The organism is Nocardia harenae NBRC 108248, assembly GCF_001612885.1.
Classification (GTDB): Bacteria; Actinomycetota; Actinomycetes; order Mycobacteriales; family Mycobacteriaceae; genus Nocardia; species Nocardia harenae.
The window spans coordinates 640,291-660,088 of sequence record NZ_BDBH01000001.1 but is presented as its reverse complement, the minus strand read 5'-3'; the positions used below and the strand labels follow the sequence as shown (position 1 = coordinate 660,088).

Genomic DNA, 19,798 nt, shown 5'->3' with positions numbered 1-19,798 from the left:
GGGTTCTCCTGACTTCTGAGGCTTGTCAGAAACAGTAACACGTTCTATTTTTGACTCTGTGAGCTACAACATAGCGGATCTCGTCGAACACGCCATCGATCTCATGCCGGACCGGATCGCCCTGGTCGACGACGCCCGGGAGATCAGCTACGCCCAGTTGGAGGAGCGGGCCAACAAACTCGCTCACCACCTGCTCGAACAGGGCGTGCGGCCGGGCGACAAAGTCGGCATCTACTCGCGGAACACGATCGAGGCCGTCGAGGCCATGGTCGCGGTCTTCAAGGCGCGGGCGGTGATGATCAACGTCAACTACCGCTACGTCGAGAACGAGTTGCAGCACATCTTCGAGAACTCGGACATGGTCGCGCTGGTGCACGAGCGGCGCTACGGCGACAAGGTCGCGGCCGTCCGGGCGCGGGTGCCCGCGCTGCGCACGCTCGTCGTGGTGGAGGACGGCACCGACACCCCGTACCCCGACGGCGCGGTCGAGTACGAGGCCGCCCTGGCCGCCGCGAGCGGCGAGCGGGACTTCGGCGAGCGCTCGCCGGACGACCTCTACATGCTCTACACCGGCGGCACCACCGGGCTGCCGAAGGGCGTCATGTGGCGCCAGGAGGATGTCTGGCGGGTGCTCGGCGGCGGCATCAACTTCTTGACCGGCGAGTACGTCAAGACCGAGTACGAGCTGGCCGAGCAGGGCGCCGCGAACCCGGGCATGACCCGCTTCCCGATCCCGCCGATGATCCACGGCGGCTCGCAGTGGGCCTCCTTCCAGAGCCTGTTCAGCGGCGGCAAGCTGGTGATGATCCCGGAGTTCAGCGGGCACGGGGTCTGGCAGCACATCGACCGGCACACCATCAACGTCGTCTTCATCACCGGCGACGCCATGGCGCGGCCCATGCTGGACGCGCTGATCGAGGGCAATCCGGAGACCGGGAAGCCGTACGAGCACTCCGCGCTCTACGCGCTGGCCAGCTCCGCGGCGCTCTTCTCGCCCAGCCTCAAGGACAAGTACCTGGAGCTGCTGCCGAACACCATGATCACCGACTCGATCGGCTCGTCGGAGACCGGTTTCGCCGGGCTCAGCGTGGTCGCCAAGGGCAGTGCCGCGGACGGCGGGCCGCGGGTCAAGATCGACGCCTCCACCTCGGTGCTCGGCGAGGACGGCAAGCCGGTGGTCCCCGGCTCCGGCCAGATCGGCATCCTGGCGCGCAAGGGGCACATTCCGCTCGGCTACTACAAGGACGAGGTGAAGACCGCCGCCACCTTCCGCGAGTACGACGGCGTGCGCTACTCCATCCCGGGCGACTACGCGCGGGTCGAGGAGGACGGCACGGTGACCATGCTCGGCCGCGGCTCGGTGAGCATCAACTCCGGCGGCGAGAAGATCTTCCCGGAGGAGGTCGAGGGCGCGCTCAAGGCGCACCCGGACGTCTTCGACGCCCTCGTGGTCGGGGTCGCGGACGAGCGCTGGGGGCAGCGCGTGGTCGCCGTGGTGCAGCCGCGCGACGGCGCCAAGCCCACCCTGGCCGAGCTGCACCCGACGATGTGCGAGAGCATCGCCAGGTACAAGCTGCCGCGCAGCCTGTGGTTCGTGGACGAGATCAAGCGGTCGCCCGCCGGTAAGCCGGACTACCGCTGGGCCAAGGAGCAGACCGAGGCCAGGCCCGCCGACGAGCACGCCGAGGCGAGCACCGGCAGGTAGGGACTTCCGGCGGGTCGTCGCGCGGGCACGCGCGGCGGCCCGCCGTTGTTTTGTGGAGGGTGAGATGGATCTTCCGTGGGCGTTCTTCGAGCGCACCGCCGAGCGGGTGTTCACGCCGCTGGCCATGGCGGCCAGCGCGTGGTCGCCGGACATGGTGAACGGCCCCGCGCTCTGCGGGCTGCTCGCCGAGTGCCTGGACCGGGAGTTCGGCGCGCCGGAGTTCGTGCCTGCCCGGCTCACCGTCGACCTCTTCCGCCCCACCCTGCGCAAGCCGCTCGAGCTCACCACCAGCGCGGCGCGCACCGGGCGCCGGATCGTGGTCGCCGACGCCGAGCTGCATCAGGACGGCAATGTGGTGGCCAGGGCCGGCGCCGTCTTCCTGCGCCGCTCCGAGCAGCCGCCGGGCGCGCTCTGGAGCCGTGCCGCGCAGCCCGCGCCGCCGCCCGCCGCGCTGCGCGCCGGGAGCGCGACGCACATCTGGGGCAGCGACGCGCACCCGGCCGGGTGGAGCCCGGAGCTCGGCGAGCATCAGAACGACAGCCGTAAGCGGTGCTGGCAGGAGCCGGTTCCGGTGCTGCTCGACGAGCCGGCGGGGCCGTTCGCCGCCGCGGCGGTCATCGGGGAGTCGACCAGCCTCATGACGAACTGGGGGACCGAGGGGGTCGGGTTCATCAACGGTGACCTGACGCTCGCCCTCGCGCGGTTGCCGCGCGGGAGGTCGATCGGGGTCGAGGCGGACAATCACATCGGGGTCGATGGAGTTTCGGTCGGTACCGCGACGCTCTTCGACCTCGACGGGGTGTTCGGCAGTTGCCTCGTCACCGCTGTCGCCAATCCGGCCGCGCAGGTGGATTTCACGCGGGAGAACGAGGCGGTCGACGCGCGGCGAAAAGCCGCCGCCGAGCGGCGCGCTTCACGCGTGGCGGAGTAGCCGCTCCCCGGTTCGATAGAGCTCGATCAGTAGGGGGCGGAGGGTTTCCCCGGCGGGGGTGAGGGCGTAGCGGGTGCGCACCGGGAAGCCGGCGAGTCGCTCTCGATGCACCAGGCCGCCGTCGCGCAGGCCGTGCAGCCGTTCGGTGAGTACCTTCGGGCTGATCTCCGGTAACCGCGCGGCCAGGTCCCCGAACGAACTCGGGCCGTGCATGAGCTCCCTGAGTACCAGGGTCGTCCAGCGGCCGGAGACAGCCGCGAGCGCCGCCTCGACCGGGCAGGTGGGCTCCGGGCGCGGGGTGCGGCCGGGCTCGGTCGGCACCAATTCGGCGTCCCACCCGGAGGTTTCTGTTTGGTGAGCTACGTTCACACGCGCTTGGCTCGTCGCATGAGCATCGAAAACGGCACCGGCCATGCGTCCACTGTCACCCTCACCGCCGACGCCAGGCAACACCCGCACGTCTTCGCGGCGGCCTTCAACTCCGGGTCACCGGAGGCGGTCGCCGCCGTGTACGAGGAGCGGGCCGTCCTGGTACCCCGCCCCGGCGCACCCGTGACCGGCGCCGGGCTCGCCTCCGCCACCGCCGAGTTCCTCGCCCTCGGCCTGCCGATCGCCGTCGAGCCGCGCCACGCCTACGTCGCCGACGACATCGCCCTGCTGATCGTCGACTGGGTCATCGAAGGCCCCGACGGTTCCGTCCGCATCGAAGGCACCGCCACGGACGTCGCCCGCCGTGGCGCCGACGGTCTGTGGCGCTACGTCATCGATAACCCGTTCGGCGTGGCCGAGTCGGACAGGGCCGCCGCAACCGACGAGCGGCCCTTCGACGAGGCCGCGGATCAGGTCCTCCGGGCGAGCGCGGAGCTGAACCGCAGGCTGGCGTGAGTCAGAGCGCGGCGATATCCGCGCGGTCGGCGAAGAGGGCGCCGATGGCGCGGAGGTGGTCGGTGGCACCGCCGAGAGCGAACTCGTTGTGCTTGGCGGCGATGAAGTAGCTCTGCACGATGTGGTCGCGGTCGATCCCGACACCACCGTGCACGTGCACGACGGTGTGCGCGACCCGGTGCCCCGCCTCGGCGGCCCAGAACTTGGCGGTGTGCACCGCGCCTGCCGCGTCCAGCCCCTCGGCGAGCTGCCACGCGGCCTGGGTGACGGCGAGCCGAAGCCCCTGGACGTCGATGTAGGCATCGGCGAGCCGCTGCGCGACCGCCTGGAAACTGCCGACCGGCTTGCCGAACTGCTCGCGCTCGCGCGCGTACCCGGCCACCAGCTCCAGCGCCCGCTCCAGGGTGCCGAGCTGCAGCGCGGCGAGCCCGAGCCAGGCGCGCAGCCGCAGCCAGTCGAGCACCCGCGCGCCGTCGTCGAGCGAGCCGACCAGCTCGGCGGGGGCTCCGGCGAGCGCGACCAGGTACTCGGGGCTGCGGTCGACCACCAGTTGCTCGGTGATCGTGACGCCGGGCCCGGCGGGGTCGACCAGCGCCACGGCGACGGCACCGCCCACGGCGACCGGAACCAGGATCCGCTCCGCCTGCGCCGCGAACGGCACCGTGATCAGCTCCCCGGTCACCGTCAGCGCGCCGCCGTCCGCGACCCCGGTGGCGGCCGGAACGCCACCCCAGTTCCGCTCCTCGGCCAGCGCGACGGTGAGCAGGGCCCGCCCGGCGAGCTCCCGCTGCGCTTCGGAGCCGAACTCGGCGAGCGCACCGGCCCCGAGCACCGCGGACCACAGGTACGGCACCGCGGCCACGTGCTTGCCGAGCTCACGCAGCACCGCGGTCTGCTCGAGCACGCCGAAACCGTTGCCGCCCGCCGATTCCGGCAGCGTCGCCGCCGGAATCCCGGCCTCGGTCAGCGCCGCCCAGAGCGGCTCGTCGAAGCGGATCGGGGCGGTGTCGAGCTCGCGCAGCCGGTCGGAGGTGACGAGCTTGCCGCAGACCTCCGCGGTCAGCCTGCCCAGATCCTGCTGCGCCTCGGTGGGGGTGAAATCCATGGTTGCAAACCTCTCCGGTGACGGTCAGCGGGCGGCGGCGGGCTGGCGCAGCGCGGTCATGGCGATGATGTCGCGCTGGATCTCGTTGGTGCCGCCGCCGAAGGTGAGAATGAGCGCGGCCCGGTGCATGCGCTCCAGCCGCCCGCGCAGCACCGCGCCGGGGGAGTCCTGGCGCAGGTACGCCTGCGGGCCGAGCACCTCCATGAGCAGCCGGTACGCCTCGGTGGAGAGCTCGGTGCCGTACACCTTGCAGGCCGAGGCGTCCCACTGCCGCGGCGCGGCGTCGCCACCGGCGTCGGCCCGGCTGGAGATCTCCCAGTTCAGCAGCTTGAGGTGCTCGACCTTGGCGTGCACCCGGGCCAGATTGAGCTGCACCCACTCCCGGTCGATCACCCGGCTGCCGTCCCGCGCCGTGGTCTCCCGCGCCCACTCGACGGTCTGCCGCAGCGCGAGCTGCAGCGCCGCGGCGGAGGTGAGCGCCACCCGCTCGTGGTTGAGCTGGTTGGTCACCAGCGACCAGCCGCCGTTCTCCTCGCCGACCCTGGACGTCACCGGAACGCGAACGTCCTGGTAGTAGGTGGCGCTGGTGTCCGGGCCCGCCATGGTGTGCACCGGCGTCCAGGAGAAGCCTTCGGCCGTGGTCGGCACGATGAGCATCGAGATGCCCTTGTGCTTGCGGGCATTCGGGTCGGTGCGCACGGCCAGCCAGATGTAGTCGGCGTAGGCGATCAGGCTGGTCCACATCTTCTGGCCGTTGATCACGTAGTCGTCGCCGTCGCGCACCGCCGCGGTGCGCAGCGAGGCCAGGTCGGTGCCTGCCCCCGGCTCGGAGTAGCCGATGGCGAAGTGCAGCTCGCCCGCCGCGATCCTGGGCAGGAAGAACTTCTTCTGCTCGTCGGTGCCGTAGTGCATGATCGTCGGCGCCACCGAGTTGATGGTCAGGAAGGGCACCGGCGCGCCCGCGATGGCGGCCTCGTCGGTGAAGATGAGCTGATCCAGGATCGGCCGGTTCTGGCCGCCGAACTCCTCCGGCCAGCCGAGCGCCAGCCAGCCGTCCCTGCCCATCTCGGCGACGACCTCGCGGTAGACATTGCCCTCGCCGTACTCGCCGGTCTGCGCGCTCAGCGCCGCCCGGCGCTCGGGGGTGATCAGCTTCGCGAAGTAGGCGCGGAGCTCGGCGCGGAGTCGCTCCTGTTGCGGCGTGTACGCGATGCGCATCGGCAGAACCTCATACTCGGATCGGTCGAGGAGAGCCACTCGGGGGCTTCGACGGGAATGGATTGTCCCGATCATTGCATATCGGCTGAAACATGTTCCAGTATTGATCCACGGACCGGAGCGGATCCGGCGCGCGAGCCGCGGCGTAGGCAGAGGAGAGCCCGATGAAGATCAACCTCGATACCGACCAGTGTGAAGCGAACGGCGTCTGCGTCGGAATCGCCCCCGACGTGTTCGAACTCGACGATGACGACTACCTGCACATCCACGGTGACGAGGTAGCCGACGCCGACCGCACCGCGGTGCAGGAGGCGGTGGCGCAGTGCCCCAAGGCCGCGCTGCGGCTCTCCTGAGAATTGCTTGCGGTGAACTGGAACACGTTCTAAAGTCGGCGCCGTGAGCGAAGCAGAACCGATCCTGGCCGGGCGAGTGGCGATCGTGACCGGGGCGGGCGCCGGGCTCGGCAGGGCCGAGGCGCTCGCCCTGGCCGCCGCGGGCGCTTCGGTCGTGGTCAACGACCTGAGCGAGAACGAGGCGGTGGCCGAGACGCTGGCCGCGATCCGCGCGCTCGGCGCCAAGGCCGAGTTCGTGCCGGGCAGCGTCGCCGAGCGGGATACCGCCGACGCGCTGATCGCCACGGCCGACGAGGCCTTCGGCGGGCTGGACATCGTGGTCAACAATGCAGGCATCACCCGGGACCGCATGCTGTTCAACATGTCCGACGAGGAGTGGGACGCGGTGATCGCGGTGCACCTGCGCGGCCACTTCCTGCTCACCAGGAACGCGGGCGCCTACTGGCGCGGCAAGTCCAAGGCGGCGGGCGCCCCGGTCTACGGCCGGATCGTGAACACCTCGTCGGAGGCCGGGCTGCTCGGCCCGGAGGGGCAGGCGAACTACGGCGCCGCCAAGGCGGGCATCACCGCGCTGACGCTCTCGGCGGCGCGCGGCCTCGCCCGGTTCGGCGTGCGCGCCAACGCCATCTGCCCGCGCGCCCGCACCGCCATGACGGCGGCGGTCTTCAGTGCCGCCCCGGCCGATGAGGTGGATCCGCTCGGCCCCGAGCACGTGGCCCGGCTGGTGACCTACCTGGCCTCGCCCGCCGCGGCGGCGGTGAGTGGGCAGGTGTTCGTGGTGTACGGCCCGATGGTGGCGCTGATGGCGGCGCCCGAGGTGGAGCAGCGGTTCGATGCGCCCGGCGCGGAGTGGTCCGACGCGGGACTGGCCGAGACACTCGGCGCCTACTTCGCCGAGCGCCCCGATGGGCGTACTTTCTCCGCCAAGTCGCTGCACGACCTGGGTTGATAGCCGCACCGCCCTGTTGATCACCTGTCCAGGACTGTTGATCACAGCGGCCACGCAGGGTAGACATGGGATTGCGCTGTGGGGTGCCTCACAGACACCTGTCCGGTTCTGAATAGACACTCGTTACAATTCCATCCCCGTAATTGGAGGAAATCAGCACTTCAAAGTGCTGAAATCCCGCTTCTAGCGGGGTGAACATGTTCTAATCATGCGAAGCAGGGTCGAGCAAGGAGGATCGCCGATGAACCCCGTCCTTGCGGTGCCCCTCAGGGCCGTCGGGGGATTCTTCGAACTCACCGCCGACGTCGGGCGCGCGGCCTTCCGCCGCCCGTTCCAGGCGCGCGAGTTCATCGATCAGTCCTGGTTCATCGCCAGGGTGTCGCTGGTGCCGACGCTGCTGGTCGCGATTCCGTTCACGGTGCTGGTCAGCTTCACGCTGAACATCCTGCTGCGCGAGATCGGCGCCGCCGACCTGAGCGGTGCCGGCGCCGCATTCGGCTCGGTGACCCAGGTGGGGCCGATCGTCACGGTGCTCATCGTGGCGGGCGCAGGCGCCACCGCGATCTGCGCCGACCTCGGCGCCCGCACCATCCGCGAGGAGATCGATGCCATGCGGGTGCTCGGCATCGATCCGGTTCAGCGCCTTGTGGTTCCGCGCGTGCTGGCCTCGATGTTCGTCGCGCTGATGCTGAACAGCCTGGTCTGCACGATCGGCATCGCGGGCGGCTTCCTCTTCTCGGTCTTCCTGCAGGACGTGAACCCCGGCGCCTTCGTCAACGGGATCACGCTGCTCACGCACCTGCCCGAGCTGATCATCTCCGAGGTGAAGGCGGGGCTCTTCGGGCTGATCGCCGGGCTGGTCGCCTGCTACCTCGGGCTGAACGTCAAGGGCGGGCCGAAGAGCGTGGGCGACGCGGTGAATCAGACGGTCGTCTTCGCCTTCATGGCGCTCTTCGTGGTGAACGTGGTCGTCACCGCGGCCGGCATCAAGTTCACGGTGCGGTGACGCCGTGGCCTTCGTGATCCAGTCCCGCTTCCCGCGCACTGTCCGGCGGCTGCGCCGCAGCTCGGACTCGCTCGACGCCATCGGCAAGCAGGCCGTCTTCTACCTGCAGGCGCTGGCCTCGGTGCCGCGCGCGCTCACGCACTACCGCACCGAGACCATCCGGCTGATCGCCGAGATCAGCATGGGCACCGGCGCGCTCGCGGTGATCGGCGGCACGGTGGTGATCGTCGGGTTCCTGACGCTCTTCGCCGGCGGAACCATCGCGGTGCAGGGCTACAGCTCGCTCGGCAATATCGGCGTCGAGGCGTTGACCGGCTTCTTCGCCGCCTTCATCAATGTGCGCATCGCGGCGCCGGTGATCTCCGGCATCGGCCTGGCCGCCACCATCGGCGCCGGCTCCACCGCCCAGCTCGGCGCCATGCGGGTGGCCGAGGAGATCGACGCGCTGGAATCCATGGCGATCCGGCCGGTGCCGTACCTGGTCGGCACCAGGGTGCTGGCCGGGATGATCGCGATCATCCCGCTCTACGCGCTCGCGGTGATCGCCTCCTTCGTGGCCAGCCGCTTCGCCACCGTGGTGATCTACGGGCAGTCGGCGGGCGTCTACGACCACTACTTCTCCACGTTCCTGATCCCCAGCGACATCCTGTGGTCCTTCGCGCAGGCCATCTTCATGGCGCTCGCGATCATGCTGATCCACACCTACTACGGCTACACCGCGGCGGGCGGCCCGGTGGGTGTCGGCATCGCGGTCGGCAATGCGGTGCGCACCTCGCTGGTCGCGGTGGTCTCGGTGACGCTGCTGATCTCGCTGGCGATCTACGGAACCTCCGGCAACTTCCATCTCTCGGGGTGACGCGGACGATGACGACGCAGCAACGCGCGGAGCCGGGCCGGGTAGCCCGGTTCCGGGAGCGGTTCGGGCTCAAGCTGGCCGGGCTGGCGATGGTGCTCCTGCTCGTGGCCGTGGCTGCGGTGGCGCTCACCATGTTCGTCGGCGGATTCACCCCGGTCGCGGCGGTCACCGTGGAGGCGCCGCGCAGCGGCCTCGTGCTCGACCCGGATGCCAAGGTGCGGGTGCGCGGGGTGGAGATCGGCCGGGTCACCGCGGTGGACACCACCGGCGAGGACGCCAGGATCTCGCTCGCGCTCGACCCGGACCAGCTGCACATGGTGCCCTCGAACGCCCGCGTCGACATCCGCTCGACCACCGTCTTCGGCGCCAAGTACATCAACTTCGTGATCCCGGACGACCCGTCGAGCACCCCGCTGCGCGCGGGCGCGACGGTGGCCGCCGAATCGGTGACGGTCGAATTCGACACCATCTTCCAGCACCTCTCCCAGGTGCTGAACGCGCTGGAGCCGGAGAAGCTGAACGCCACGCTGGCCGCGATCGGCTCCGCGCTCGACGGCCGCGGCCAGACGCTCGGCGAGCTGCTCAGCACCAGCGACGCCTACCTGCGCGAGATGAACCCGTACCTGCCCACGCTGCAGCGCGATCTCGACGCCACCGCCCAGGTCACGAATATCTACGCCGACGCCGCGCCCGACCTGCTCCGCACGGTCGACAACCTGACCGTCACCGGCGGCACCCTCGTCCAGGAGCAGCGCGACTTCGACGGCCTGCTGCTGAACGTGATCGGCATGGCCGACACCACCGGCGCGGTGCTGCGCGAGAACGAAACCCAGGTGATCACCGCGCTCGACCTGCTCACCCCGACCACCGCGCTGCTGAACGAGTACTCGCCCGCGCTGTACTGCCTGGTCAACGGCTTGGCCACGGCGCTGCCGCTGGGTGAGGCGGTCTTCGGCGGCGGCCAGGAGGGAGTCGCGCTGAACACCAACTTCATGTACGGCGCCGAGCCGTACACCTACCCGCGCGACCTGCCCAAGGTGAACGCCACCGGCGGCCCGAGCTGCCGCGGCATCTCCGACCGCTACCCCGGCATGCACTCGGACTACACCGTCACCGACACCAGCGAGGGCGCGCCGTACACCCCGAGCACCACGCTCCGGCCGAACGGCCCCAAGGTGTTCGAGATCCTCTTCGCAGGCATGCCGGGGGTGGGACAGCCGTGAAACGCAGCAATGCCACCGCGATCAAGCTCGGCATCTTCACCGTGGTGATGACGCTGATCTTCGCCGGGCTGGTCGTGGTCTTCAGCCAGATGCGGTTCTCCAGGGAGGACGGGTACCACGCCGTCTTCACCAGCTCGTCCGGCATGCTGCCTGGCGCCAAGGTGCGGATCGCCGGGGTGCCGGTCGGCTCGGTGACCTCGGTGCGGGTCGGCGACGATCACCGCGCGCACGTCGAGTTCGACGTCGACCGCCGGTTCCCGCTCTTCACCAGCACCAGGGCCGCCATCCGGTACGAGAACCTGGTCGGCGACCGATACCTGGAGCTGCTGGAGGGGCCGGGCTCGGCCGAGGAGCTGCCGGACGGCGGCAGCATCCCGCTGGAGCGCACCGCGCCCGCGCTCGACCTGGACATGCTGCTCGGCGGCTTCAAGCCGCTGCTCCGCGGGCTGGACCCGGGCCAGGTGAACGACCTGACCAATGCGCTGTTACAGATCTTCCAGGGTCAGGGCGGCACCCTGGTCTCGCTGCTGAACAGCGGTGGCTCCTTCACCCGCACCCTGGCCGACCGGGACGCCCTGATCGGCAGCGTGATCACCAACCTGAACACCGTGCTCGCCACCATCGACGAGCGCGGCGACCAGTTCGAGACCACCATCGCCGAGCTGCAGCGCCTGGTCAGCGGGCTGGCCGCCGACCGCGACCCGATCGGCGCCGCGCTGCCCCGGATCGCGGGCGCCACCGGCGACCTCACCGACCTGCTCGCCCAGGCCCGCCCCGACCTGCGCGCCACCATCGCGCAGACCGATCGGCTGGCCGCCAACCTGAACGCGGGCGAGGCCGACGTGCAGTGGGTGCTCGACCGGCTGCCGGAGACCTACCGCAAGCTCATCCGGATCGGCTCCTACGGCTCCTTCCTGCAGCTCTACGTCTGCGAGACGAACATCGTGATGGACGGCCCGGACGGGCAGCCGATCCAGGTCAACCTCCCCGGCCCGCAGTCGAGTGGAAGGTGCGCTGATACCGAATGAGCGACCAGCGTTCCCCCACCATGACCATCGGCATCGTCGGCCTCGTGCTCGCCGTCGCCGTCGCGCTGTCGGCGCTGCAGTTCGACCGGCTGCCCTTCATCCGCTCCGGCGCCACCTACACCGCCTTCTTCGGCGACGCGGGCGGGCTGGTCCCGGGCGACGCGGTGCAGGTGGCCGGGGTGCGCTCGGGCCGGGTCGAGGACGTCCGGCTGGACGGCGCCAAGGTGCTGGTCACCTTCAGCCTCGACGAGTCGATCGTGCTCGGCGAGAAGACCGGGGCGGCGATCAAGACCAATACCGTGCTCGGCCGCAAGTCGCTGGAGGTGGTGCCGGACGGGCCGGGCACGCTGCGCACCACCGACACCATCCCGCTGGAGCGCACCAACTCGCCGTACTCGCTGAACGAGGCGCTCGGCGACCTGGCGGGCACCGTGCAGGGGCTGGACATGCAGCGGGTGGACGAGACGCTGGACGCGCTCTCGGTGAGTTTCGCCGACACCCCGGCCCCGCTGCGCTCCGCGCTGGACGGCGTCACCGCGCTCTCGCGCAGCATCAATACCCGCGACCAGGCCCTCACCGACCTGCTGGCCAGGGCGCAGCGGGTAACCGAGATCCTGGCCGAGCGCGGCACCCAGATCAACGCGCTGCTGCTCGACGGCAACGAGCTCCTCGGCGAGCTGGACCGCAGGCGCACCGCGATCAGCCAGCTCATCGTCTACGTGAACGGCCTGGCACAGCAGCTGCGCGGGGTGATCGCGGACAACGAGGCCCAGCTGAACCCGGCGCTGCAGAAGCTGGACCAGGTGCTCGACCTGCTCACCAGGAACCGGGAGAACATCTCGCTGGCGCTGGACCGGCTCGGCCCGTTCTCCGCGGCGCTCGGCGAGCAGGTCGGCAGCGGCCCGTACTTCCAGGCGTACGTGGTGAACGCGACCAGCACCGGGCTGCAGATCCTGGTCGACTCGCTGGTCTGGCCGCAGCACCTGCCGGACTCGCTGCGCCAGTACCTCGCCGACCCACCGCCCTCGATCGGGCCAGCCGTTCAGGAGCCGCCGCGATGACCGTGCGGAACACCATCAGCAATCTCCCGCGCCGGACGCTCGTGATCGGGGCCGCGGTGCTGGTCGTCGCGGTGCTCGCGGTGGCCGGGTACTTCGGACTGCGCACGATCGGCACCACGACCGTGACCGCCGAGTTCCCGTCGACGGCGGGGCTCTACGAGGGCGACGACATCCGGGTGCTCGGGGTCAAGGTCGGGCGGATCGACAAGATCGAGCCGGGCGACGACAAGGTCGCGGTGACCATGACGCTGAACCGCGGCGTCGACGTCCCCGCCGACGCGCGCGCCGTGCTGATCGCCCCCTCGCTGGTCTCGGCGCGGTTCATCCAGCTCGCCCCGGCCTACACCGGCGGCGCCAAGCTGGCCGACGGCGCCACCATCGGCTTGGACCACACCGCCGTTCCGGTCGAGTGGGACGACATCAAGACCGAGCTCGCCAAGCTGGCCACCACGCTCGGCCCGGTCGGCGACGACGAGCAGGGCTCCTTCGGCCGCTTCGTGAACGTCGCCGCGGACAACCTGGACGGCAATGGCGAGCGCTTCCGCGATACCCTGCGCGAGCTCTCCGCCACCCTGACCACGCTCTCCGACGGCCGCACCGACCTCTTCGGCACCATTCGCAACCTGCAGAAGTTCGTCGAGGTGCTGAGCGCGAGCAATGAGCAGATCGTGCAGTTCGGCGGCAGGCTGGCCTCGGTCTCCTCGGTGCTGGCCGGGGTCTCGGCCGAGCTCGGCGCCGGGCTGGACAACCTCGACCTGGCCATCGCGGACGTGCGCCGCTTCCTGGACGACAGCGGCACCCAGCTCACCGACAGCGTGCAGAAGCTGGCCCAGGCCACCCAGATCCTGGCCGACAAGCGCCCGGAGCTGGAGCAGGCGCTGCACTCCGGCCCGACCGCGCTGGTGAACTTCTACCAGCTCTACAAGCCTGCCCAGGGCACGCTGACCGGCGCCATCGCGCTCGCCAACCCGGGCAACCCCATGAGCTTCCTCTGCGGCTCGGTGCGCGCGCTGGAGAAGAACCAGTCCGACCGCAGCGCCGACCTCTGCAACGAGTTCCTCGCCCCGGTCATCCAGTCGCTCGGCATGAACTACCTGCCGATCATGACCAACCCGGCGACCGGCGTCACTGCCTTCCCTGACCAGCTCGTCTACAGCCCGCCGAGCCTGGCCGCCGAGGGGCCGCGGGATCAGCCGCCCGCCCCGGCGCCGATCTCGGTGCCGCAGGGGCTGGCCGGGCTCGCCATCCCGGGAGGTGGGCGATGAACCGCCGATGTCTCGCCGTGCTCGCCACGGCCGCCGCGGTCGTGCTCGGCACCACCGGCTGCGAGTGGGACGGGCTGAACTCGGTCCCCATGCCCGGCGCCAAGGGCACCGACGCCGGTGCCTACCAGGTGCGCATCCAGATGCCGAACGTCACCACGCTGACCCGCAATTCGCCGGTCCGGGTGAACGACGTGACGGTCGGGACGGTCGCCGATATCGACGTCGAGGGGTGGCACGCGCTGGTCACCGTCTCGCTGGAGGAGGGCGTGCGGCTGCCTGCCAATGCCACCGCCGCCATCGGCCAGACCAGCCTGCTCGGCAGCAACCACGTCGAGCTGGCGCCGCCGAAGGACACCGCGCCGGAGGGCGAGCTGCGCGACGGCGACACCATCCCGCTGGACCGGGCCTCGGTGTACCCGACCACCGAGCAGGTGCTCTCCTCGCTCTCGGTGGTGCTGAACGGCGGCGGCATCTCCCAGCTGGAGAACATCACCCGCGAGCTCAATACCGCGCTGACCGGCAGGGAGAGCGATGTCCGCGACCTGATCGTCCAGCTCAACGACCTCACCGTCAGCCTGAACGGCCAGACCCAGAGCATTATCGACGCCATGGGCGGGCTGGACCGGCTCGGCGGGCAGCTGGTGGCGCAGCGCGACGTGCTCGCCGCCGCCATCACCGACATTCACCCCGCGCTCACCGTGCTCGCCGACCGGCGGGCCGAGATCACCAGGGCGCTCACCGCGCTCGGCGACCTCAGCGACGTCACCGAGCGGATCATCGACGCCGGCGGCGACGACCTGAAGGCCAACCTCGCCGCGCTGCACCCGGTGCTGCAGACGCTCGCCGACACCGGGCACAACCTCACCGAGTCGCTCAAGATCATCGCGACCTTCCCGTTCCCGATGAAGAACCTGGACCGGGCGATCAAGGGCGACTACCTGAACCTCTTCATGACGCTGGACCTGACCGCCGCCCGGCTCGACTCCAACTGGCTCACCGGCACCCCGCTCGGCGGCCGCTTCGGCGGCATCGAGGGGGTGCTCGGCACCATCGCGCCGGAGACCGCCAGCCAGCCGGGCAACCCCGCGCTCGGCCCGCTCGCCACGCCCGACCAGGGCCCCGGCCCGACCCCGACCATTCCCGGGCTGCCGCCGATCCCGGGGCTGCCCGCCATTCCCGGCCTGACCGTGCCGCTGCCAGGAGCAGGAGGTGCCGGGCAATGACGCTCACCCGCTTCGTCCGCATCCAGCTGGTGATCTTCGCGATCCTGACCGCGGTCGGGCTGATCATCATGGGCGGCACCTACGTCGGCGTGCCCGCCATGCTCGGCATCGGCCGCTACCAGGTCACGGTGCAGCTCGCCGCCACCGGCGGGCTCTACCCCAACGCCAACGTCGCCTACCGCGGCACCAATGTCGGCAAGGTGCAGGAGGTGAAGCTGACGCCCGCCGGGGTGGACGCGGTCATCTCCATCGACAGCGACCACAAGATCCCCGAGGACGTGGACGCCTGGGTGCGCAGCGTCTCCGCCATCGGCGAGCAGTACGTCGACCTGATCCCCGCCGAGAATCGGAGCGGCGACGGGAATCTGCGCGACGGCGACGTCATCCCGGTGGACCGCACCGAGCTGCCGCAGGACGTCGGCTCGCTGCTCGACCAGACCGATCGGCTGCTCTCCAGCGTCGCCGACACCCGGCTGCGCCTGGTCATCGACGAGGCGTTCCGCGCCTTCAACGGCGCGGGGCCGGACCTGCAGCGTTTCATCGACTCGGCCGCGCTGCTGGTGCAGGAGGCACAGAGCAGCGTCGAGCCGACCAAGCAGCTGCTCGACCAGATCGGCCCGCTGCTCGGCACCCAGGTGCAGTCGGACGCGAACATCCGCAGCTGGACCGCGGACCTCGCCACCGTGACCGACCAGCTGCGGGCGCACGATCCGGCGCTGCGGAACATCCTGGCCACGGGGCCCGGCGCGATGCAGCAGGTCACCGAGCTGTTCCAGACGCTGCGGCCGACGCTGCCGCTGCTGCTCGCCAATCTGGTGAGCGTCGGGCAGGTCGGCACCATCTACCACGCGGGGCTGGAGCAGATCCTGGTCGTCTACCCGCCGCTGGTGGCGGCGCTGCTCACTGCCGTGCGCGGGCCGCTGGAGTACGGCGCCATGGTCGACTTCATGGTGACGGTCAACGACCCGCCGCCCTGCACCACCGGCTTCCTCCCGCCGGAAGAGCGCCGCGACCCGACCCTGCTCGACATTCCGGATACCCCGTCCGGGCTGTACTGCAAGGTGCCGCAGGACGCGCCGGAGGCGGTGCGCGGTATCCGCAATACGCCCTGCCAGGAGTACCCGGGGCGGCGGGCCCCCACCCCGGAGCTGTGCCGCACCGGTGTGTACACCCCGCTCGGCAACAATCCGCCGTTCGGGCCGCCGCAGCCGGTCGAGCCCGCGGGGTACACCGGCGGCTCCGACGGCACGGCCGTGACGCCCGCCTCGGCCCGGGCCTACGATCCGGGCACCGGCGTGTACATGGGGCCCGACGGGCGCTCGTATCGGCAAGGCGATCTGGCCGACGGGTCCGGCACGGTACCGTCGAGCTGGCAGGCGATGCTCGAGGAGCAGCAACGATGAGCGAGATCAACGACGACAAGCCGCGGGCTCGCCGCCGGGCGATGCGCTCGGCGGGGCCGCCGCCCGCCGACACCGGTTCCGACGCGGGCGCGGGTGCCGCCCCTGCCGATGCCGCGCGGGCGGTGGATGACGGCGGTTCCGCCGCGCCGGCCTCCCGCCCGGGTGCGGTGCGGGCGAAGGTCGAGCCCGCGGCATCCGATTCCGCGTCGTCGACAACAAAGCCGATCACGGCCGAGCCCACGCCTGCTGCGGCCGGGCCCGTGGCTGCGGGCGATCCCCCGTCGGCGAAGGCCGCGCCCGCGACGGCGAAACCCGCGGCGGAGGTCGCGCTCGATAAGGACGGCGACGAGACGCCTGCCGAGCCGACCGAATCGACGCGCTCCTGGAAGCGCCTCGCCCTGACCGCGGCAGCGGCAATCGCCGCCATCGCGATCGTGGCGAGCGCGGTCCTCTCCACCCTCGCGGTCCGCGCGAACGACGCCAGGGACGAGCGCCGCAACGAGTACCTGCAGACCGCCCGCCAGACGGTCCTGAACCTCACCACCATCCGCGCCGACTCCGCCCGCGAGGACATCGACCGCATCCTCTCTGTGGCCTCCGGCGACTTCAAAACCGAGTTCGACGGCCGCGTCGACCCCTTCACCGACATCGTCCAGCAGGCCAAGGTCGTCTCCACCGGCGAGATCGTCGAGGCCGCCCTGGAGCGCGACGACGAGAACTCGGCCCAGGTCCTGGTCGCCGCCAAGCAGACCCTGACCAATGCGGGCCAGGCCGAGCCGCAGACCCGCTACTACCGGTTCCGCATCACCGTCGCCCGCGGCGACGAGGGGCTCACCGCGTCGAAAGTGGAGTTCGTGGCATGAGCGAGTCAGCCCCGGAGACGGAAGCGCAGCGTGGCCGCGTCGGGCCCGCGCTCAGGCCGAGTGGATACCGCATGAATCGAACCAAGATCCTCGCCGGTGCCGCGGCCGTCCTGCTGCTCGCCGCGGCCGTCCTGGCGGGCGTGAACTTCTACCGCCTCTGGGACGACAACCGCACCGAGCAGGCCCGCGCCGACGCCGCCACCACGGCGAGCCGCACCGTCTCCGCCATGTTCAGCTACGACTTCACCACCGTCGACACCGAACTCCCCAAGGCCGCCGACAACCTGGCCCCCGACTTCCGCGCCGACTACCTCACCCTCATCCAGGACGCCATCGCCCCCGGCGCCAAGGAGAAGCAGCTCAGCGTGCAGGCCGACGCCCAGGCCGCGGGCATCGTCTCCGCCGACGCGAGCAACGCCGTCGTCATGCTCTTCCTGAACCAGATCACCACCAGCAAGGACAGCCCGCAGGGCACCACCAGCGGCAGCCGGGTCAAGGTCGAGCTGGACCGGGACGGCGACCGCTGGCTGGTCGCCGCCGTCACCCCGGTGTGAGGTCCCTCGGCAGCCGCACCGTGAACGTGGTGCCCCGCCCGGGTTCACTCGCGGCGGTGACCGTTCCCCCGTGCGCCGTCACCAGCGCCCGCACGATCGACAACCCGAGCCCGGTGCCACCGCTGGCCCTGGTCCGCGAGGAATCGGTGCGGTAGAACCGCTCGAAGATCCGCTCCGCCTCCTCGGCGGGCAACCCGGGCCCGGTATCGGCCACCTCGATCAGCACCTCGTCCGCCGCGGGCGTGAGCCGCACGGTGACGGTGGTGCCCGCCGGGGTGTGCACCATCGCGTTGCTCAGCAGGTTGCTCAGCACCTGCCGCAGCCGGGTGTCGTCGCCGAGCACCTCGAGCGTCCCGGTGCCCGGCCGCACCGCCAGCTCGATGGTGTGCTCGGCACCTGCCCCCGCCAGCACCCGCGCGCTGTGCACGGCATCGCTGGCCAGCGTCAGCAGGTCGACCGGGGCCAGGTCCAGCGGGCGGTCGGCGTCCATTCTGGCCAGCATGAGCAGGTCCTCGACGAGCAGCCCCATGCGCTGCGCTTCGCGCTCGATCCGAGCCATGACGAGCGCCGGATCGCTGGTCGCGCCCTGCCGGAAGAGCTCGGCGAAGCCGCGGATGGTGGTGAGCGGGGTGCGCAGCTCGTGGCTGGCGTCGGCGACGAAGCGGCGCATGCGCTCCTCGGAGTGCCGCGCCGCCTCCTCGGAGGCCGTGCGCGCCTCGAAGGCGCGCTGGATCTGCGCCAGCATGCCGTTCAGCGAGCGGGAGAGCCTGCCCACCTCGGTCTTGGTGCTCTGCTGCGGCACCCGGCGGTGCAGGTCGCCCGCGGCGATGGCGGCGGCGGTGCGCTCGACGTCGCGCAGCGGCCGCAGGCTCCGGTCGATCACGAAGTACGCCGCCACCCCGAGCGCCACCAGCACCAGCACCCCGACCACCATCAGCAGCATGATCAGCTGGTCGACGGTGTCCCGGTTCTGGGTGAGCGGCGCCGCCACCGTGGTGGTGCCGTCCCTGGTGCGCAGGCTCAGCACCCGCCACTCCACCTCGGCGCTGTCGGAGGAGCCGACGGTCACCGGCCGCCCGATCGGCGGCTGCGGCAGCGCCGGGGTGGCGTCGATATTGAACGGGCGCAGCACCAGCCGGGCGGGGTCGTCCGGCCGCTCCACCTCGACGAAGAACGGGCTCGGCGGCTGCCTGCCGTCCGCGGGCAGCGGCCCGACCAGCCGGTCCGGCCGGGCCCAGGAGAGCGCGGCCTCGCGCAGCTGCTGGTCGGTGCGGTTCAGCAGCGAACGCTCCAGCGCCGAGGTGACCAGCATGCCGGAGGCGCCAAGCCCGGCGGCGCAGAGCAGCACCAGCGCCAGTACCAGCCCCACGCGCAGCGGAATCGCCGAGAGCCGGGCGCCGAGCGCGCCGCGGGCCTTCGCCACCGGGACCCGGCTCACCGCCCCGAGCCGGCGCGCTGCGGCTCGCGCATCACGTACCCCACCCCGCGCAGCGTGTGGATCAGCCGCCTGCTCCCGGTGTCGACCTTCTTCCGCAGGTACGAGACGTAGGTCTCGACCACCCCCACCTCGCCGCCGAAGTCGTAGCGCCACACGTGGTCCAGGATCCGCGGCTTGGAGAGCACGGTGCCCGCATTGACCATGAAGTAGCGCAGCAGCGTGAACTCGGTGGGCGAGAGCGCCACCGGCGCACCGGCCTTCCACACCTCGTGGGTGTCGTCGTCCAGCTCGATATCGGCGAAGCGCAGCCGCGCGGTCTCCTTCGGCGGCTCGCCGTGGCCCGCGCGGCGCAGGACGACGCGCAGCCGGGCCACCACCTCCTCCAGCGAGAACGGCTTGGTGATGTAGTCGTCGGCGCCGAGCGTGAGCCCGGCCACCTTGTCCTGCACCTCGTCGCGCGCGGTCAGGAAGAGCACCGGCGCGGTGATGCCGTCGGCCCTGAGCCTGCGGAGCAGGCCGAAACCGTCCATGCCCGGCATCATGACGTCCACGATCAGCGCCTGCGGCCGGAAACCGCGCGCCCGGTCCAGCGCCTGCGCGCCGTCCGCCGCCGTCTCCACCTCGAAGCCCTGGAACCGCAGGCTCACCGCCAGCAACTCCACGATCATGGGCTCGTCGTCCACGACGAGCACCCTGGCCTCGGCCGGCTCACCAGTCATGGACACCATCGTC

20 protein-coding genes are annotated in these 19,798 nt (G+C 71.0%); 15 read left to right on the top strand and 5 right to left on the bottom strand.

What is annotated here, in order from left to right; genetic code table 11:
• The first annotated feature begins 58 nt into the window (after positions 1-58).
• Together NH2_RS02680 and NH2_RS02675 are read left to right on the top strand one after the other, a co-directional pair.
• Entirely contained in the window at positions 59-1,705 is a 1,647-nt protein-coding gene (locus tag NH2_RS02680; RefSeq protein WP_067647447.1) for an acyl-CoA synthetase, read from the top strand.
• A 64-nt stretch (positions 1,706-1,769) separates the two neighbouring features.
• Positions 1,770-2,636 carry an acyl-CoA thioesterase domain-containing protein gene (locus tag NH2_RS02675; protein ID WP_084505150.1) on the top strand — a complete coding sequence of 289 codons (867 nt, stop codon included), beginning with the start codon at positions 1,770-1,772 and terminating at the stop codon, positions 2,634-2,636.
• Here NH2_RS02675 and NH2_RS02670 read toward each other — a convergent pair.
• Positions 2,619-2,957, bottom strand: a complete 339-nt coding sequence (locus tag NH2_RS02670; protein ID WP_245650385.1) for a winged helix-turn-helix transcriptional regulator — start codon at positions 2,955-2,957, stop codon at positions 2,619-2,621. The two genes, NH2_RS02675 and NH2_RS02670, sit on opposite strands and share 18 nt — an antisense overlap.
• Before the next feature lie 66 nt (positions 2,958-3,023).
• On the opposite strand from NH2_RS02670, the gene NH2_RS02665 reads away from it, so the two are divergent.
• Positions 3,024-3,521, top strand: coding sequence for a YybH family protein (locus NH2_RS02665; RefSeq protein ID WP_084505149.1), 498 nt, complete (start codon positions 3,024-3,026; stop codon positions 3,519-3,521).
• Between the two features lies 1 nt (position 3,522).
• Here NH2_RS02665 and NH2_RS02660 read toward each other — a convergent pair whose 3' ends face one another.
• Both NH2_RS02660 and NH2_RS02655 read right to left on the bottom strand, forming a co-directional pair.
• Positions 3,523-4,626, bottom strand: coding sequence for an acyl-CoA dehydrogenase family protein (locus tag NH2_RS02660; RefSeq protein WP_067647445.1), 1,104 nt, complete (start codon positions 4,624-4,626; stop codon positions 3,523-3,525).
• Between the two features lie 24 nt (positions 4,627-4,650).
• On the bottom strand, positions 4,651-5,844 hold the full coding sequence (locus tag NH2_RS02655; RefSeq protein ID WP_067647735.1) for an acyl-CoA dehydrogenase family protein: 1,194 nt from the start codon (positions 5,842-5,844) through the stop codon (positions 4,651-4,653).
• 164 nt (positions 5,845-6,008) lie between these two features.
• On the opposite strand from NH2_RS02655, the gene NH2_RS02650 reads away from it, so the two are divergent.
• The 12 genes from NH2_RS02650 to NH2_RS02595 all read left to right on the top strand — a co-directional run bounded on the left by NH2_RS02650 (position 6,009) and on the right by NH2_RS02595 (position 17,628).
• Positions 6,009-6,197, top strand: a complete 189-nt coding sequence (locus NH2_RS02650; protein WP_067647442.1) for a ferredoxin — start codon at positions 6,009-6,011, stop codon at positions 6,195-6,197.
• Positions 6,198-6,240: 43 nt separating this feature from the next.
• Positions 6,241-7,146 (top strand): 3-oxoacyl-ACP reductase, encoded by a 906-nt coding sequence (locus NH2_RS02645; protein WP_067647439.1) that lies wholly within the window; start codon positions 6,241-6,243, stop codon positions 7,144-7,146.
• Positions 7,147-7,387: 241 nt separating this feature from the next.
• Positions 7,388-8,152: an MlaE family ABC transporter permease gene (locus NH2_RS02640; RefSeq protein ID WP_067647436.1), complete on the top strand. Its 765-nt coding sequence runs from the start codon at positions 7,388-7,390 to the stop codon at positions 8,150-8,152.
• 4 nt (positions 8,153-8,156) lie between these two features.
• Complete coding sequence (locus tag NH2_RS02635) at positions 8,157-9,008, top strand: MlaE family ABC transporter permease (RefSeq protein ID WP_067647433.1); 852 nt, start codon at positions 8,157-8,159, stop codon at positions 9,006-9,008.
• Positions 9,009-9,016: 8 nt separating this feature from the next.
• The gene (locus tag NH2_RS02630; protein WP_084505171.1) at positions 9,017-10,231 is read left to right on the top strand and encodes an MCE family protein; all 1,215 of its coding nucleotides are present in this window, start codon (positions 9,017-9,019) and stop codon (positions 10,229-10,231) included.
• Complete coding sequence (locus NH2_RS02625; protein WP_281202003.1) at positions 10,228-11,259, top strand: MCE family protein; 1,032 nt, start codon at positions 10,228-10,230, stop codon at positions 11,257-11,259. The genes NH2_RS02630 and NH2_RS02625 overlap by 4 nt, the downstream gene beginning before the upstream one ends.
• On the top strand, positions 11,256-12,320 hold the full coding sequence (locus tag NH2_RS02620; RefSeq protein ID WP_067647430.1) for an MCE family protein: 1,065 nt from the start codon (positions 11,256-11,258) through the stop codon (positions 12,318-12,320). The genes NH2_RS02625 and NH2_RS02620 overlap by 4 nt, the downstream gene beginning before the upstream one ends.
• Positions 12,317-13,585, top strand: a complete 1,269-nt coding sequence (locus NH2_RS02615; RefSeq protein WP_067647427.1) for an MCE family protein — start codon at positions 12,317-12,319, stop codon at positions 13,583-13,585. Before NH2_RS02620 ends, NH2_RS02615 begins: the two co-directional genes overlap by 4 nt.
• The gene (locus NH2_RS02610; RefSeq protein ID WP_067647424.1) at positions 13,582-14,808 is read left to right on the top strand and encodes an MCE family protein; all 1,227 of its coding nucleotides are present in this window, start codon (positions 13,582-13,584) and stop codon (positions 14,806-14,808) included. Before NH2_RS02615 ends, NH2_RS02610 begins: the two co-directional genes overlap by 4 nt.
• Positions 14,805-16,211 (top strand): MCE family protein, encoded by a 1,407-nt coding sequence (locus NH2_RS02605; RefSeq protein WP_067647421.1) that lies wholly within the window; start codon positions 14,805-14,807, stop codon positions 16,209-16,211. Before NH2_RS02610 ends, NH2_RS02605 begins: the two co-directional genes overlap by 4 nt.
• Positions 16,208-17,074: an Rv1363c family protein gene (locus NH2_RS02600; RefSeq protein ID WP_067647418.1), complete on the top strand. Its 867-nt coding sequence runs from the start codon at positions 16,208-16,210 to the stop codon at positions 17,072-17,074. Before NH2_RS02605 ends, NH2_RS02600 begins: the two co-directional genes overlap by 4 nt.
• 71 nt (positions 17,075-17,145) lie before the next feature.
• Entirely contained in the window at positions 17,146-17,628 is a 483-nt protein-coding gene (locus NH2_RS02595; protein ID WP_067647416.1) for a h domain protein, read from the top strand.
• Here the strand turns inward: NH2_RS02595 and NH2_RS02590 are convergent.
• Positions 17,615-19,066: a sensor histidine kinase gene (locus NH2_RS02590; RefSeq protein ID WP_245650384.1), complete on the bottom strand. Its 1,452-nt coding sequence runs from the start codon at positions 19,064-19,066 to the stop codon at positions 17,615-17,617. The genes NH2_RS02595 and NH2_RS02590 overlap by 14 nt on opposite strands.
• Entirely contained in the window at positions 19,063-19,785 is a 723-nt protein-coding gene (locus NH2_RS02585) for a response regulator transcription factor (RefSeq protein ID WP_067647413.1), read from the bottom strand. The genes NH2_RS02590 and NH2_RS02585 overlap by 4 nt, the downstream gene beginning before the upstream one ends.
• Positions 19,786-19,798: the final 13 nt, after the last annotated feature.

Coding starts and splice junctions, on each gene's coding strand:
- NH2_RS02675 (WP_084505150.1), top strand. CDS start 1,770: ATGGATCTTCCGTGGGCGTTCTTCGAGCGCACCGCCGAGCGGGTGTTC.
- NH2_RS02665 (WP_084505149.1), top strand. CDS start 3,024: ATGAGCATCGAAAACGGCACCGGCCATGCGTCCACTGTCACCCTCACC.
- NH2_RS02660 (WP_067647445.1), bottom strand. CDS start 4,626: ATGGATTTCACCCCCACCGAGGCGCAGCAGGATCTGGGCAGGCTGACC.
- NH2_RS02655 (WP_067647735.1), bottom strand. CDS start 5,844: ATGCGCATCGCGTACACGCCGCAACAGGAGCGACTCCGCGCCGAGCTC.
- NH2_RS02650 (WP_067647442.1), top strand. CDS start 6,009: ATGAAGATCAACCTCGATACCGACCAGTGTGAAGCGAACGGCGTCTGC.
- NH2_RS02640 (WP_067647436.1), top strand. CDS start 7,388: ATGAACCCCGTCCTTGCGGTGCCCCTCAGGGCCGTCGGGGGATTCTTC.
- NH2_RS02630 (WP_084505171.1), top strand. CDS start 9,017: ATGACGACGCAGCAACGCGCGGAGCCGGGCCGGGTAGCCCGGTTCCGG.
- NH2_RS02620 (WP_067647430.1), top strand. CDS start 11,256: ATGAGCGACCAGCGTTCCCCCACCATGACCATCGGCATCGTCGGCCTC.
- NH2_RS02615 (WP_067647427.1), top strand. CDS start 12,317: ATGACCGTGCGGAACACCATCAGCAATCTCCCGCGCCGGACGCTCGTG.
- NH2_RS02610 (WP_067647424.1), top strand. CDS start 13,582: ATGAACCGCCGATGTCTCGCCGTGCTCGCCACGGCCGCCGCGGTCGTG.
- NH2_RS02605 (WP_067647421.1), top strand. CDS start 14,805: ATGACGCTCACCCGCTTCGTCCGCATCCAGCTGGTGATCTTCGCGATC.
- NH2_RS02600 (WP_067647418.1), top strand. CDS start 16,208: ATGAGCGAGATCAACGACGACAAGCCGCGGGCTCGCCGCCGGGCGATG.
- NH2_RS02595 (WP_067647416.1), top strand. CDS start 17,146: ATGAATCGAACCAAGATCCTCGCCGGTGCCGCGGCCGTCCTGCTGCTC.
- NH2_RS02585 (WP_067647413.1), bottom strand. CDS start 19,785: ATGACTGGTGAGCCGGCCGAGGCCAGGGTGCTCGTCGTGGACGACGAG.